This window comes from Halomonas sp. 25-S5 (assembly GCF_029889845.1).
GTDB lineage: Bacteria > Pseudomonadota > Gammaproteobacteria > Pseudomonadales > Halomonadaceae > Halomonas.
Genome location: NZ_JARANV010000004.1, coordinates 132,110 through 146,792, shown reverse-complemented (window position 1 = coordinate 146,792; position 14,683 = coordinate 132,110). Strand labels below are relative to the sequence as shown.

Annotated in this window: 15 protein-coding genes; 1 reads left to right on the top strand and 14 read right to left on the bottom strand. The window is 68.0% G+C overall.

Features of this window, described 5'->3' with window-relative positions; genetic code table 11:
• Positions 1 to 125 precede the first annotated feature (125 nt).
• Positions 126 to 2,330, bottom strand: a complete 2,205-nt coding sequence (gene ppk1, locus OP498_RS05025; RefSeq protein WP_280546343.1) for a polyphosphate kinase 1 — start codon at positions 2,328 to 2,330, stop codon at positions 126 to 128.
• Positions 2,331 to 2,376: 46 nt separating this feature from the next.
• Entirely contained in the window at positions 2,377 to 3,387 is a 1,011-nt protein-coding gene (hemB, locus tag OP498_RS05020; RefSeq protein WP_280546342.1) for a porphobilinogen synthase, read from the bottom strand.
• Positions 3,388 to 3,604: 217 nt separating this feature from the next.
• On the opposite strand from hemB, the gene elbB reads away from it, so the two are divergent.
• Entirely contained in the window at positions 3,605 to 4,267 is a 663-nt protein-coding gene (elbB, locus tag OP498_RS05015) for an isoprenoid biosynthesis glyoxalase ElbB (RefSeq protein WP_280546340.1), read from the top strand.
• A gap of 93 nt (positions 4,268 to 4,360) precedes the next feature.
• Here the strand turns inward: elbB and tatC are convergent, their stop codons facing one another.
• The 12 genes from tatC to argS all read right to left on the bottom strand — a co-directional run bounded on the left by tatC (position 4,361) and on the right by argS (position 14,475).
• Positions 4,361 to 5,128 (bottom strand): twin-arginine translocase subunit TatC, encoded by a 768-nt coding sequence (gene tatC / locus OP498_RS05010; RefSeq protein ID WP_280546339.1) that lies wholly within the window; start codon positions 5,126 to 5,128, stop codon positions 4,361 to 4,363.
• A complete protein-coding gene (tatB, locus tag OP498_RS05005) occupies positions 5,125 to 5,565 on the bottom strand; it encodes a Sec-independent protein translocase protein TatB (RefSeq protein WP_280546338.1) in 441 nt (146 codons plus the stop codon). The genes tatC and tatB overlap by 4 nt, the downstream gene beginning before the upstream one ends.
• 6 nt (positions 5,566 to 5,571) lie before the next feature.
• Complete coding sequence (tatA, locus tag OP498_RS05000; RefSeq protein ID WP_280552825.1) at positions 5,572 to 5,850, bottom strand: Sec-independent protein translocase subunit TatA; 279 nt, start codon at positions 5,848 to 5,850, stop codon at positions 5,572 to 5,574.
• A 52-nt stretch (positions 5,851 to 5,902) separates the two neighbouring features.
• On the bottom strand, positions 5,903 to 6,238 hold the full coding sequence (locus OP498_RS04995) for a phosphoribosyl-ATP diphosphatase (protein ID WP_280546335.1): 336 nt from the start codon (positions 6,236 to 6,238) through the stop codon (positions 5,903 to 5,905).
• A 44-nt stretch (positions 6,239 to 6,282) separates the two neighbouring features.
• Positions 6,283 to 7,905 carry a ubiquinone biosynthesis regulatory protein kinase UbiB gene (ubiB, locus tag OP498_RS04990; RefSeq protein WP_280552824.1) on the bottom strand — a complete coding sequence of 541 codons (1,623 nt, stop codon included), beginning with the start codon at positions 7,903 to 7,905 and terminating at the stop codon, positions 6,283 to 6,285.
• On the bottom strand, positions 7,902 to 8,558 hold the full coding sequence (locus tag OP498_RS04985) for an SCP2 sterol-binding domain-containing protein (RefSeq protein WP_280552823.1): 657 nt from the start codon (positions 8,556 to 8,558) through the stop codon (positions 7,902 to 7,904). Before OP498_RS04985 ends, ubiB begins: the two co-directional genes overlap by 4 nt.
• Positions 8,558 to 9,313: a bifunctional demethylmenaquinone methyltransferase/2-methoxy-6-polyprenyl-1,4-benzoquinol methylase UbiE gene (gene ubiE, locus OP498_RS04980; RefSeq protein ID WP_280546331.1), complete on the bottom strand. Its 756-nt coding sequence runs from the start codon at positions 9,311 to 9,313 to the stop codon at positions 8,558 to 8,560. Before ubiE ends, OP498_RS04985 begins: the two co-directional genes overlap by 1 nt.
• A gap of 254 nt (positions 9,314 to 9,567) precedes the next feature.
• Positions 9,568 to 9,951: a DUF971 domain-containing protein gene (locus tag OP498_RS04975; protein ID WP_280546330.1), complete on the bottom strand. Its 384-nt coding sequence runs from the start codon at positions 9,949 to 9,951 to the stop codon at positions 9,568 to 9,570.
• 129 nt (positions 9,952 to 10,080) lie between these two features.
• Positions 10,081 to 11,403 (bottom strand): ATP-dependent protease ATPase subunit HslU, encoded by a 1,323-nt coding sequence (gene hslU, locus OP498_RS04970; RefSeq protein ID WP_280552822.1) that lies wholly within the window; start codon positions 11,401 to 11,403, stop codon positions 10,081 to 10,083.
• A 2-nt stretch (positions 11,404 to 11,405) separates the two neighbouring features.
• Entirely contained in the window at positions 11,406 to 11,924 is a 519-nt protein-coding gene (hslV, locus tag OP498_RS04965) for an ATP-dependent protease subunit HslV (RefSeq protein ID WP_280552821.1), read from the bottom strand.
• Positions 11,925 to 12,069: 145 nt separating this feature from the next.
• Positions 12,070 to 12,786, bottom strand: a complete 717-nt coding sequence (locus tag OP498_RS04960; protein WP_280552820.1) for an SPOR domain-containing protein — start codon at positions 12,784 to 12,786, stop codon at positions 12,070 to 12,072.
• 3 nt (positions 12,787 to 12,789) lie between these two features.
• A complete protein-coding gene (argS, locus tag OP498_RS04955) occupies positions 12,790 to 14,475 on the bottom strand; it encodes an arginine--tRNA ligase (RefSeq protein WP_280552819.1) in 1,686 nt (561 codons plus the stop codon).
• Between the last annotated feature and the right edge of the window lie 208 nt (positions 14,476 to 14,683).

Sequence of the window (14,683 nt, the reverse complement as noted above, 5' to 3'; positions counted from 1 at the left end):
GCCTGGAAGCTTGAAGAAGAACACCCCCGCAGCTCAGCTGCGGGGGTGTTGGTTTCTGCTTTCCGAGATCCTGCTGTCTTCCAGCTTCCAGCTTCCAGCTTCCAGCTTCCAGCTTCCAGCTTCGCTCACGCCCTGGCGGCATAGGCGAAGAGCAGGGTCTCCTGGGCGCTGATCGGGGCCGCGCCGCCGGGCTGCTGCTTGACGTAGAGGCCGTCGCTGCGCAGCAGCCAGCTCTGGCAGTTGTCCACCAGGTAGGTCTCGAGGTCCTTGCGCACCCGGGCGGCCAGCTTCCTGTCCAGCAGCGGGAAGCAGGTCTCCACCCGATGGAACATGTTGCGCGCCATGAAGTCGGCGCTCGAGCCCCAGGTCTCCGGCTTGCCATCGTTGTGGAAATGGAACACCCGGGTGTGTTCCAGGAAGCGGCCGATGATCGAGCGCACCCGGATGTTCTCCGAGATGCCGGGAATGCCCGGGCGCAGGCAGCACATGCCGCGGATGATCAGGTCGCACTCCACCCCGGCCCGGGAGGCCCGGTAGAGGGCCTGGATCAGCTTCGGCTCGGTGAGCGAGTTGCACTTGATGATCAGGTGGGCGCGCTTGCCCTTGCGGGCATGCTCGGCCTCCCGGTCGATTCGGGCCACCATCTGCTCGTGCAGGGTGAAGGGGGCGTGCAGCAGCTGCTCGATATGCCGGGCCCGGCCCATGCCCGAGAGCTGCTGGAAGACCTTGTGCACGTCGGCGCAGAGCACGGGGTCGGCGGTGAGCAGGCTGTAGTCGGTGTAGAGCTTGGCGGTCCGCGAGTGATAGTTGCCGGTGCCCAGGTGGGCATAGTGGCGCAGCTTGCCTCGTTCACGACGCACGATGTGCATCATCTTGGCGTGGGTCTTGTAGGCCATCACCCCGTAGATGACGATGGCCCCGGCTTCCTGAAGGCGCGAGGCCAGGGCCAGGTTGTCGGCCTCGTCGAAGCGTGCCCGCAGCTCGATCACCACCGTGACTTCCTTGCCGTTGCCGGCGGCTTCGACCAGGGCGTTGACGATGGGCGAGTCGGCGCCGGTGCGGTAGAGGGTCTGCTTGATGGCCAGCACGTCCGCGTCCCGGGCGGCCTCCCCGAGCATCTCCTCCACCGGCGAGAAGGACTGGAAGGGGTGGTGGAGCAGGATGTCGCCATCGGTGATCGCGGCCAGCACGCTGTCGGCCTTGCGCAGTGACTTGGGCAGGCCGGGGGTGAAGGGGCGGTAGAGCAGCTCGGGACGCTCCACGTCGCCCAGCACCGACATCATGCGCGTCAGGTTCACCGGGCCGTTGACCCGGAAGAGGTCCGCTTTCTCGAGCTGGAACTGCCTGAGCAGGAACTCGGCCAGCTCGTCGGGGCAGTTGTCGGCCACCTCCAGCCGGACCCCACTGCCGTAGCGCCGCGACAGCAGCTCGCCGCGCAGCGCCGAGGCGAGGTCGGAGACCTCGTCGGGATCCACGGAGAGGTCGGCGTTGCGGGTCAGCCGGAACTGGTAGCAGCCGAGGACCGTCATGCCGGGAAAGACCTCCTCGGCATGGGCATGGATCATCGAGGAGAGGAAGACGTACTCGCTGAAGCCCGCCTCGCAAAGCGCCTCGGGCAGGGCGATCACCCTCGGCAGTGAGCGGGGGGCCGGCAGGATGGCCAGGCCTCCCTCGCGGCCGAAGGCGTCCTTGCCCTCCAGCTGGACGATGAAGTTGAGGCTCTTGTTGACCAGGCGCGGGAAGGGGTGGGAAGGGTCCAGGCCGATGGGGCTGATCACCGGCATGATCTCGGTTTCGAAGTAGTCACGCACCCAGGCGCGCTGGGCCTCGGACCAGTCGCCGCGGCGGCGGAAGCGCAGCCGCTGGGCCTCCAGGGCGGGAATCAGGACCTCGTTGAGGATCTGGTACTGGCGCGCCACCTGGGCATGGGCAATCTGGGCGATCTCGGCCAGCACCGAGCGGGGCGAACGGCCGTCGGCGCCGGTGGAGTCATCGTCGAGCAGGACCTGGTTCTTGAGGCCCGCCACGCGTATCTCGAAGAACTCGTCCATGTTGGAGGAGAAGATCAGCAGGAACATCAGCCGGTTGAGCAGCGGATGGGCCTCGTCCAGGGCCTGTTCCAGGACCCGGACGTTGAACTGTAGATGGGAGAGCTCGCGGTTGAAGTAGAGCCCGGGGTCGGCCAGGTCCGCCTCCGGGTCTGGCAGCGCCTTGGGCTTGATGCCGGTGCGGGTCTGGTTCAGCCGCGGGGTGGGCGGCTCGGGGGGCTCGCCGCCCCGCGCAGGCGTGGGCGTGTCGGGCTGCCGGTCGGGACCGCGTGTCTCTTCCATGGGATTTCCCTGTCGTCGGGCGGAAAGGCGCTATCCCTCCCGTCGTCTATGTCGTCGCGAGCAGCCTGGCAGCCCGTTTGGCGAAGTAGGTCAGCACGCCGTCGGCGCCGGCGCGCTTGAAACAGAGCAGCGATTCGAGGATCACCGCGTCCGCTTCCAGCCAGCCGTTCTCGAAGGCGGCCATGTGCATGGCATACTCGCCGCTCACCTGGTAGGCGAAGGTGGGCACCTTGAGCTCGTCCTTCACCCGGCGCACCACGTCCAGGTAGGGCATGCCGGGCTTGATCATCACCATGTCGGCCCCCTCGGCCAGGTCCAGGGCCACCTCGTGGAGCGCCTCGTCGCCGTTGCCCGGGTCCATCTGGTAGGTGGTCTTGTTGGCCTTGCCCAGATTGCCGGCGGAGCCCACGGCGTCGCGGAAGGGGCCGTAGTAGCGCGAGGCGTACTTGGCGCTATAGGCCATGATCCGGGTATTGACCAGCTGCTCCTGCTCCAGCACATGGCGGATCGCGCCGATGCGCCCGTCCATCATGTCCGAGGGCGCCACCACATCGGCGCCGGCCTCGGCGTGGGAGAGCGCCTGCTTGAGCAGCGTCTCCACGGTGCGGTCATTGTGGACGTAGCCCGCCTCGTCGAGGATGCCGTCCTGTCCGTGGCTGGTGTAGGGGTCGAGCGCCACGTCGGTGATGACGCCGAGCCCGGGGATCGCCTCCTTGAGGGCGCGCACGCTGCGCTGGACGAGGCCCGAGGCGTTGTAGGCCTCCTCGGCCAGTTCGCTCTTCAGTTCCGTGCCCACCACCGGGAAGAGGGCGATGGCCGGGATGCCGAGCGCGAACGCCTCCCGGGCCTCCTCGATCAGCAGGTCGAGCGACAGCCGCTCGACGCCCGGCATGGAGGCCACCGCCTCGCGCTGGCCCTCGCCCTCGAGCACGAACACCGGCCAGATCAGGTCTGCCGCGGTCAGGGTGTGTTCGCGCATCAGGCGGCGCGAGAAGTCGTCGCGACGCATGCGGCGCAGGCGCGAGGTCGGGAACTGGCGTGGGGTCATGAAACTCAAGGCGTCTCTCCGGATATGCGGATCGGGACCGCCGTCCCGTCATGATGGTGATGCAGGATGACGGCTTGATGACAGCGGGAGTCGAATGCCTCGAGTATATCAGTGTCGCCCGGCGTCGAAAGCCGCGCCTTGTCGCACCCGGGCCGACTCTCTAAAGTGAAGGCTTGCGGATTTCAGGGCCTGGCTTCGCCGGGCGCCTACCTTCAAGGAGAAAGGCATGAGCAAACAGGTGGCGGTCATCCTTTCGGGATGCGGGGTGCAGGACGGTGCCGAGATATACGAGACCACCCTGACCCTGCTGCGCCTCGATCAGCTGGGCCTGGGCTATCGCTGCTTCGCCCCCGACATCGAGCAGCATCATGTCGTCGATCATCGTCGCGGCGAAGTGGCCGAGGGCGAGCGCCGCAACGTGCTGACCGAGTCGGCGCGCCTGGCCCGCGGCGAGATCTCGCCGCTCGACGAGCTCGAGGCTGACGACTTCGATGCGGCCATCTTCCCCGGTGGCTTCGGTGTCGCCAAGAACCTCTCGAACTTTACCGAGGCGGGCGATGGCATGCAGGTGCTCGACGCGCTCAGCGAGGCGCTGTCTGGTTTCCATGAGGCGCGCAAGCCGATCGGCTTGATGTGCATCAGCCCGGTGCTGGTGCCGCGCCTGCTCGGTCCCGGCATCGCCGTGACCGTCGGGCTTGACCCGGGTGTCGCCGGGGCGATCAGTGCCATGGGCGGCCTGCATCGCAGCTGCGGGGTCGAGGATATCGTGGTGGATTTCGAGAATCGCGTGGTGACCACCCCGGCCTACATGCTGGCCACGCGCATCAGCGAGGCCGCCACCGGCATCTTCAAACTGGTCGAGCGTGTCGACGAGCTGATGGATCTCTGACCCGGCTACGCCGGGAGTTGGAAGCGATAAGCCGTAAGCTGTAAGTTAAACCTCTAGGGCATTGAGCCTTGGGGGTTTCTTATGGCTTACAGCTTACAGCTCCTGGTCTTCCTCGTCCTTCTCCCGCTTGCGGCGTACCAGGCGACCGAACAGCAGGCCGACCTCGTAGAGCAGGTACATCGGTACCGCCAGCAGGCTCTGGGAGACCACGTCCGGCGGGGTGAGCAGCATGCCGATGACGAAGCAGCCCAGCACCACGTAGGGGCGCTTCTTCGACAGGCTCTCCACCGTGGTGGCGCCCGAAAGGATCAGCAGAAAGGTGGCGATGGGTATCTCGAAGGCCACTCCGAAGGCGAAGAACAGCTTGAGGACGAAGTTCAGGTACTGGTTGATGTCGGTCATCACCGCGACGTTCTCCGGCCCGGTCTGGGTGAAGAACTGGAACAGCAGCGGGAAGACCACGTAGTAGGCGAAGGCGGCGCCACCGTAGAACAGCGCCACGCTGGAGGCCAGGATCGGCAGCGCCAGCGCCTTCTCGTTGTCGTAGAGCCCCGGGGCCACGAAGGCCCAGGCCTGGTGCAGCACATAGGGAATGGCGGCGAACACCGCCACCACCAGGGTCAGTTTGAAGGGCGCGAGGAAGGGTGAGGCCACCTCGGTGGCGATCATCTGCGAGCCTTCCGGCAGCAGCGCCATCAGCGGCTGGGCGACGAAGGAGTAGATGTCGTTGGCAAAGGCATAGAGGCCCAGGAAGATCACCAGGATCGCGATCACCGCGCGCATCAGGCGCGAGCGCAGCTCGATCAGGTGCTCGATCAGCGGGGCCTGGTTCTGCTCCTGGGGGTCACCGGTCTTGCTCATCGGGGGGCAGAATCCTTGTCGGCGGTGGAGGCGTCGGCGGGGCGCTGGGGTTCATCGTCCTCGCTGCCCGTGCGGGCCCTGGCGAGGGCGTCGTCGAGCCGCTGCTCGGGAGGGGCGGCCGGCGTGGCCTCGCCGGTATCGTCACCCGCCGAGGCCGACGGGCGCTTGCCGCTGTCCTCCTCGGCGATGCTCTCCACGCCACGCTTGACCTGCTGGACGCCCTCGTCGAGCTTCTTCTGCTGCTCGTTGAGCTTCTGGCGCAGCTCTTCCGCCTCGAGCTGGGCACTGATCTCGCGCTGCATGCCCGAGACGCTGCGCTTGATCTTGCCGATCCACAGCCCCAGGGTGCGCGCCGCCTTGGGCAGGCGCTCGGGACCCAGCACCAGCAGGCCCACCACGCCGATGAGCATCAGTTCGAGAAAGCCCATATCGAACATGGCGGGTTACTTGCGCTCTTCCTGGTGCTCTTCCTGGTCGTGGGCCTTCTGCTCGGCCTTGACGTCGTAGGTGTTGACCTCCTCGTCATGGCTGACGCGGGACTGGGGATCATCCGCCTTCTCGCCCTCGTCCTTTTCCTTCTCCTCCTCGTGCATGGCCTTCTTGAAGCCCTTCACGGCACCGCCCAGATCGCCGCCGACGTTGCGCAGCTTCTTGGTGCCGAAGATCAGGATGATGATGCCGAGAACGATCAGCAGCTGCCAGATACTGATACCACCTAACATAGTTGCTTCCTCAGGTTGGGGCTCCGGGAGGTCCCGGAAGGGCCAGTTGACGCTAGGGTTGCCGTGCGGCCTTCTCGTCGTGTCCGGAGACGCCGAAGCGGCGGGCCAGCTCATCCAGGACCAGGCGGTGGTCGAGGCCCAGGTGCGAGAGCATTACCAGGCTATGAAACCACAGGTCGGCCGTTTCGGCGATCAACGCTTGGCGTGCCGGCTCGTCACCATGCTCGGCGTCCTTGGCCGCCAGCAGGGTCTCGGTGGCTTCCTCGCCGACCTTCTCGAGTATCTTGTTCAGTCCCTTGTGATGCAAGGCCGCCACATAGGAATCCTGTGGCTCCGCCCGGCGGCGTTCTTCGAGCACAACGTGAAGACGGTCGAGGATATCGCTCATGGGTGAAGGTTCCGTTGCAGTGGGTGGAAGAGCGGGGCGGGCGCTCAGTGCCAGGCCAGCAGCAGCACGCCTATGGCGGCGGCGGCCAGGGCCGGCCAGGGCTGACCCGCGGCCCACTCGCTCAGCGGCTGCCAGACGAGTGCGGCGGCCACCAGCAGCAGGCCCAGGCGCAGTCGCCACTGGCGCCTGCCCCGCTGGCTCAGCTGTCGGGAGATGCCGCCCAAGGCATCGGCCTGATGGCGCCGCTGGCGGTGTTCTTGCTCGGCACGATTGAGGGCCTGATGGGCGAGCACTGGCAGCTCGGGCAGCTGGCGAGAGAGCTCCGGGGCCTGTCGCTTGAGCGACTCCCAGAGGCCGCCGGCGCCGGCGCGCTCCTTCATCCAGCGCTCCAGGTAAGGCTTGGCGGTGCTCCACAGGTCCAGGTCGGGGTAGAGCTGGCGGCCCAGACCCTCGATGTTGAGCAGGGTCTTCTGCAGCAGCACCAGCTGCGGCTGGACCTCCATGTTGAAGCGCCGCGCGGTCTGGAACAGGCCCAGCAGCACCTGGCCGAAGGAGATGTCCTTGAGCGGCTTCTCGAGGATCGGCTCGCACACGGTGCGGATCGCCGCGGCGAACTCGTTGGCCCGGGTCCCCTCGCCCACCCAGCCCGACTCGATGTGCAGCGCCGCCACCTCGTAGTAGTCCTGGTGGAAGAAGGCCAGCAGGTTGCGCGCCAGGTAGTCCTGGTCCTCGCGGGTCAGGCTGCCGACGATACCGCAGTCGATGGCGATGTACTGCGGGTCCTGGGGATGTTCGAAGGAGACGAAGATGTTGCCCGGGTGCATGTCGGCATGGAAGAAGTTGTCGCGGAACACCTGGGTGAAGAAGATCTCCACGCCGCGTTCGGCCAGCTTCTTGAGGTCGGTGCCCTGGGCGAGCAGCGCCGCGGTATCGGCCACCGGCACCCCGTAGATGCGCTCCTGCACCATCACCCGGCGGTGGGTCAGCCCCCAGTGGATGGCCGGCACGTAGAGCAGCGGCGAGCCCTTGAAATTACGCTTGAGCTGGGAGGTGTTGGCGGCCTCCTTGGTCAGGTCGAGCTCGTCGAACAGCGTCGCCTCGTAGTCGCGGACCACCTCCACCGGGCGTAGCCGGCGGGCCTCGGGAATCCGTGCCAGCACGCTGGCGAAGCGATACATCAGCGCCATGTCCTGGCGCATCACGCGTTCGATCCCCGGGCGGATGATCTTGACCACCACGGCCTCACCCCCATGCAGCCGGGCGGCATGCACCTGGGCGACGGAGGCCGAGGCCAGCGGCTCGGGCTCGAAGCCGGCGAAGGCATCCTCCAGCGACATCGCCAGCTCCTCCTCGACCAGCGCCATGGCCTGGTGGCCGGGAAAGGGCGGCACCTGGTCCTGGAGCCGCTGCAGCTCATCGGCGATGTCCTCGGGCAGCAGGTCGCGGCGGGTCGAGAGCATCTGGCCGAACTTGACGAAGATCGGCCCCAGCGATTCCAGCGCCAGGCGCAGGCGCACGCCCCGGGAGCGTTCGCCGATCGGCACCAGGCGCAGCGGCGAGAGCGTGAACAGGCCGCGCAGCCACCAGGGCAGCCGCTCCAGCGGCAGCAGGGTGTCGAGCCGGTAGCGGGTGATCACCCAGACGATGCGCGTGAGCCGCAGGATCATCGGGTCGCCTCCGGCACGGCCAGGCGGCGTCGCAGCCGTGCCAGGCGCGCCTCGAGGCGGTCGGTGGCGATCTCTATCTCGGTCAGGTGGTCACGCAGCGCCTCGAGCTGGTGGCGCCCCGGCAGCAGCCGTGCCTCCTCGAAGACATATTCGCCCACGTCGGCGCAGAACTCCTGGCGGGTGCGCAGGCCCCAGCGGGAGAGGCTGCGCAGCCCCTCGGCCAGGCTATGGGCCGGGATGTCGCCGAGCCAGCGGGCGAGCTCCGCCTCCCAGTCCAGGTCGAGGTCGAGCAGCAGGTCGCGGGTCGCCTCCAGCAGCTGGATGCGCCCCCGCACGGCGAGCTTGCCCTGGAACATCAAGCGTTCGACGGAGGCCCCGCCCAGCAACTCGCCGAGGGTCTCGGCATCCAGCTCGACCACCGCGTCGAAGGCCGCCTCGTCGAGGGCCGTCTCGTCGAGGGCCGTCTCGTCGGTGTCGTCGGGGCGCAGCAGGTCGAGGCCGGCCGGGTGGAAGTGGATCGCCAGCGCCAGGGCGGGGTGCTCCAGGCGTACCAGGAGGCGCTGGCCGGCCAGCCGGGCCAGGCGCGACGGCGCCGCCGGGTCGCGGGCGAGCAGGGCATTCAGGGTGCGTTCCAGGCCGGCTAGCAATAACATTATAACTTGATGCCGCGGTGCAGGGCGACGATGCCCCCGGTCAGGTTGGTGTACTCGACCCGCTCCAGCCCGGCGGCCTCCATCATCGTCTTGAGGGTCTCCTGGTCGGGGTGCATGCGGATCGACTCGGCCAGATAGCGGTAGCTCTCGCCGTCGCTGGCCACCAGTTCGCCGATCTTCGGCAGCAGGCGGAAGGAGTACTCGTCGTAGGCCCTGGAGAACAGCGGGTTGCCCGGCGTGGAGAACTCCAGCACCAGCAGGCGCCCGCCCGGCTTGAGCACCCGGGCCATGGAGCGCAGGGCGGCATCCTTGTCGGTGACGTTGCGCAGGCCGAAGGCGATGGTGATGCAGTCGAAGCTGTTGTCGGGGAAGGGCAGGCACTCGGCGTTGGCCTGGACGTACTCGACGTTGCCGCCGACGCCGTGGTCGAGCAGCTTGTCGCGGCCGACCCGCAGCATGGATTCGTTGATGTCGGCCAGCACCACCCGTCCGCGGGGGCCCACCATGCGCGCGAACTTCCGGGTCAGATCGCCGGTGCCGCCGGCGATGTCGAGCACGCTGTGACCGGGCCTGACGCCGGAGCGCTCGATGGTCAGCCGCTTCCACAGGCGGTGGATGCCCATCGACATCAGGTCGTTCATGACATCGTAGCGGGCCGCCACCGAGTGGAAGACATGGGCCACGCGCGAGGCCTTCTCTTCGACCGGGACTTCCTGGTAGCCGAAGTGGGTGGTGTGCTTGTCACTGGCGCTCATGCCGTGGGGCTCCCGAATCGCTGCGGTGGGGGAGGCCTGGCGGCCTCGCGATGGGCGCCATTGTAGCCTTCCCCAGCGGCGATTGTCTTGACGCAGGGAGTCACTGACGTGACCCCGAGGGCGCCGGGGACAGGCCGAAGAGGGGGTCCTACGCCATGGATGGCGTCGGTAGCGCCCAGGGAAGGGTTCACAGCGCCCCCTCGCAGGCCTGTCGCCGGATCAGCCGAGGGGAGGGCAGGCGACGAATCCTACTGTCAGAGCTGCTTGATCTCGATGCCCAGGGGCTCCCGGGAGGCGCCGGCCTCTTCCAGTCGGCGCAGGTAGTCGGCCCAGTTGGCCTCGCGGCGGCGGATCAGATCAAAGAAGTAGTCCCAGCTGAAGAGACCGCTGTCGTGGCCGTCGTCGAAGTGCAGCTTCAGCGCGTAGCGCCCGGCCGGGGTGATGTCCTTCAGGCCCACGTGCTTCTTGCCCACCTGCAGGGTGGCGGTATCGGGGCCATGGCCGCGCACCTCGGCGGAGGGCGAGAAGACCCGCAGGTACTCCACCGGCAGCCGATAGGACTCGCCCTCGGCGTAGGTGAGCTCGAGCTCGCGCTCCTTGCGGTGGTAGTGCACGTTGGTGGGAATCGGGGCTGTCATAAGCACCTTCGGTGAGCCGTAAGCCTGAAGCTGTAAGCTGGAAGTTAACCCCCAAGTGAGGTGATGTCTTCCAGCCTTTCGCCGCGCAGCGGCGTTCTTCCAGCTTCAAGCTTACAGCTTATAGCTCGTTCAAAGAATGTAACGCGACAGGTCCTCGTCCATCGCCAGCTCGCCGAGCTGGGAGTCGACGTAGGCGGCATCGATCGACAGCGGGCTGCCGAAGTCGCCGCCCAGGTAGGAGGCCTCCTCGAGCAGGCGCTCCATCACGGTGTGCAGGCGCCGGGCGCCGATGTTCTCGGTGCCCTCGTTGACCTTCCAGGCGATCTCGGCGATGCGCGCGATGCCGTCCTCGGTGAAGGCGACCTCGAGCCCCTCGGTGGCCAGCAGCGCCTGGTACTGCTTGGTCAGCGCGGCGGAGGGCTCGGTGAGGATGCGCTTGAAGTCCTCCGGCGTCAGGGCGTTGAGCTCGACACGGATCGGCAGCCGGCCCTGCAACTCGGGGATCAGGTCCGACGGGCGCGAGAGGTGGAAGGCGCCGGAGGCGATGAACAGGATGTGGTCGGTGCGCACCATGCCGTACTTGGTGGAGACCGTGGAGCCCTCGATCAGCGGCAGCAGGTCGCGCTGCACCCCCTCGCGGGAGACCTCGCCGCCGCTGGACTGGCCGCTGCCCTTGCAGACCTTGTCGATCTCGTCGAGGAAGACGATGCCGTTCTGCTCCACCGCCTCGACGGCGCGGCTCTTGATGTCGTCCTCGTTGACCAGCTTGCCGGCCTCCTCGTCGCGCAACAGGCCGAAGGCGTCCTTCACCGCCACCCGGCGCGTCTCGCTCTTCTGCTTGCCCATGCCGGCGAAGAGGTTCTGCAGTTGGCTGGTCATCTCCTCCATGCCCGGCGGGGTCATGATGTCGACGCCGGAGCCCTGGGGCGTGACCTCGATGTCGATCTCCTTGTCGTCGAGCTGTCCCTCGCGCAGCTTCTTGCGGAAGATCTGGCGGGTCGAGCTGTCCTGGCGGGGCGCGTCCTCCTGGCCGCGGGGCGGTGGCAGCAGGGCGTCGAGGATGCGCTCCTCGGCGGCGTCTTCCGCGCGGTGGCCCACCTCGGCCTTGGCCTGCTCGCGCACCAGCTTGATGGCGGCCTCGGTCAGGTCACGGATGATCGACTCGACGTCGCGGCCCACATAGCCCACCTCGGTGAACTTGGTGGCCTCGACCTTGATGAAGGGGGCGCCGGCGAGCTTGGCCAGGCGGCGCGCGATCTCGGTCTTGCCCACGCCGGTGGGGCCGATCATCAGGATGTTCTTGGGCGTCACCTCCTGGCGCAGCTCGCCGTCGATCTGCATGCGACGCCAGCGGTTGCGCAGGGCGATGGCCACGGCACGCTTGGCATCCTGCTGGCCGACGATGTACTGGTCCAGGGCGTGGACGATCTCGCGGGGGGTCATCCGGGTCATGGTCAGAGCTCTTCCAGGGTGACGTTGTGGTTGGTGAACACGCAGATGTCACCGGCGATGGATAGTGATTTCTCGGTGATCTCGCGGGCACCGAGGTCGGTGTTCTCGAGCAGGGCACGGGCGGCGGCCAGGGCGAAGTTGCCGCCGGAGCCGATGGCGATGATGCCGCCCTCGGGCTCCACCACGTCACCGTTGCCGGTGATGATCAGCGAGGCGTCCTTGTTGGCCACGGCGAGCAGCGCCTCGAGACGGCGCAGGGCGCGGTCGGTGCGCCAGTCCTTGGCCAGCTCCACGGCGGCCTTGACCAGGTTGCCCTGGTACTTCTCCAGCTGCGCCTCGAAGCGCTCGAAGAGGGTGAAGGCGTCGGCGGTGCCGCCGGCGAAGCCGGCCAGGACCTGGCCGTGGTAGAGGCGGCGCACCTTGCTGGCGTTGCCCTTCATCACGGTATTGCCCAGCGAGACCTGGCCGTCACCGGCCAGCGCCACCTGGTCACCGCGGCGCACGGAAACGATCGTGGTCATGGAGGGGACTCCTTGGGGGAGCTGAGGGCTCCCGATGACTGGCGGCGCCGCGGGCAGGCCTGGGGCGCCGTAGATGAACTCAGGAAGGTAGTGCGGGCGGAGGGCGAGGAATTCAACCTTGGTCGTGCCTTCCTCGTCCGGGGGGTCAGTTCTGCAGCTGGATCAGCAGCGGCTCGATGCCCTGGGTGACCATCAGGTCCTGGGCGCGGTTGAGTTCGCGCCGGTCGCTGTAGGGGCCGACCTGGACACGGTGCCAGGTGTCGCCGCCGCCGGCCTTGACCTCGCTGATCTTGGCGAGCAGGCCGAAGTCGCGCAGCCGGCCCGCCAGCTTGCTGGCATCCCCCGCCTCGCGGAAGGAGGCGGCCTGCAGCATGAAGCGAGAATCGGCGTCCGAGGCGCTCGTCGCGGCGGGCCGTGTCGTCTCGTCGGCCTCCATGTTGGCGGCGATCACCTGGGCGATGGGATCGTCGCTGGTCGCCGCTTCGGGCGTCTCGGGGCGCTCCGGCGGGGTGGCCGTGGAGGCCGGCACCTTGCCCCCGGGGGCGATCACCTCGGATTCCGGCAGTAGGGTGTAGAACTCGAAGGTCGGCATCGGCGGCTCCTCGGGGGTGGCGGCCGGTTCGCCTTCCCGGGAGTCCTGGCGGTCCCCAGGCTTGGTCAGCACCGTGGCCAGCGGCGAGTCGCTGCCTTCCTGCCAGGGGGCGATGCCCTGCTGGTGCTGGGCCAGCAGGAAGCCGGCCACCAGGCCGACCAGGCCCCACAGCCAGCCCGGGATGCCGCGGCGTGGGGGCGAGGCGGCGCGGCGGCGCGGGCTGCTGGTGGCGCCGCGCTTGCGGGGGGCCGGTTTGCGGCTGCTGGCCATGGCTTACATCTCCTCGGGCGCGCCGACACCCATCAGGTCGAGGCCGTTGCGCAGGACCTGTCGCGTGGCCAGCCCCAGCGCCAGCCGGGCGTTGCGCGGGGCATCCTCGTCGACCATCACCTTCACCGCGTTGTAGCAGGTGTGGAAGTCGGCGGCGAGGTCGAGCAGGTACTGGGCGATCTGCTGGGGCTCATGGGCGGCGGCGGCGTGCTGGATCACCTCGGGATAGCGGGCCAGGCGGTTGAGTAGCGCCTTCTCCTGGTCGCTGTCGAGCAGGGCGAGCTGCGCCATGGCCAGGGCGTGGTCGAAGGGCCGGTCCTCGGCCTCGGCCTTGCGCAGCATGCTGCACACCCGGGCGTGGGCGTACTGCACGTAGTAGACCGGGTTGTCGTTGGACTGCGAGCGGGCCAGGTCGATGTCGAAGGTGAGCTGGGAGTCGGCGCGCCGCGCCGCCAGGAAGAAGCGGGTGGCATCGCGGCCCACCTCGTCAATCAGGTCGCGCACCGTGACGTAGCTGCCGGCGCGCTTGGAGAGCTTCACCTCGACCCCGGAACGGGTGACCATCACCATCTGGTGCAGCACGTAGTCGGGCCAGCCCTCAGGAATGCCGGCCTCGAGGGCCTGCAGCCCGGCGCGTACCCGGGTCACGGTGGAGTGGTGGTCGGCGCCCTGCTCGTTGATCACCGTCGTAAAGCCGCGCTGCCACTTGTCGAGGTGGTAGGCGACGTCGGGCAGGAAGTAGGTGTAGTGGCCGTCGGACTTGCGCATCACCCGGTCCTTGTCGTCGCCGAAGTCGGTGGTGCGCAGCCACAGGGCGCCGTCCTGTTCAAAGGTATGGCCCTTCTCGATCAGCCGTGCGGCGGTGGCCTCGACCTTGCCCTGCTCGTAGAGCGAGGACTCCAGGAAGTAGACGTCGAACGTCACGCCGAAGGCCTTGAGGTCGAGGTCCTGCTCGCGGCGCAGGTAGGCCACGGCGAACTCGCGGATGGCGTCGCGGTCGCCCGGGTCACCTGCCGCCGTGACGTGACGGTCATCGGCATGCACCGTCTCCCCGGCCAGGTAGGCGTTGGCCACGTCGATGATGTAGCCGCCGCGGTAGCCGTCCTCCGGCCAGCCCGGGTCGCCGGGATCGATACCCTGGACCCGCGCCTGTACCGAGCGCGCCAGGTTGCTGATCTGGGCGCCGGCGTCGTTGTAGTAGAACTCGCGGGTCACCTCATGGCCGGTGGCCTCGAGCAGGCGGCTGATGCAGTCGCCGATCGCCGCCCCGCGGCCATGGCCGACGTGCAGCGGCCCGGTGGGGTTGGCGGAGACGAACTCCACCTGCACCCGGCGACCCTGGCCAGTGAGGCTGCGGCCATAGGCATCCCCGGCCTCGAGCACCTGGCGCACGACCTGGGCGGCGGCGTCGGTGGCGGCGAAGAAGTTGACGAAGCCAGGGCCGGCGATCTCCACCTTCTGCACGGCGTCGCTGGCCGGCAGGGCCGCGACCAGCGCCTCGGCCAGCTCGCGGGGCTTTCGGCCGGCCGGCTTGGCGAGCATCAGCGCCAGGTTGGTGGCGTAATCGCCGTGGGCCTTGTCGCGGGTCGGGTCGACCTTGATGCTCGGCGCGAGATCGGCGGGCAGCACGCCCTGCTGCCGGAGGTGGTCCAGGGCGCCCTCGAGCAGCGCGATGATGGTCTCTTTCATGGAAATGTCCGGTGTCCTGTGGCGTGGGCGGTGCGGGGCGACCGCCGGGCGAGTCTGGGGCGTCATTATCGGCAATCGGCGCCGGGCTTTAAAGCCCGGCCGGGCTTCGCCCGGAGCTGCAAGCCATAAGCGTTACGCTACAAGAGAAAGCCCTTGCCATCGGCAGCACCAAAAACAGCCTCCGGGCTTACGGCTTACGGCTTACGGC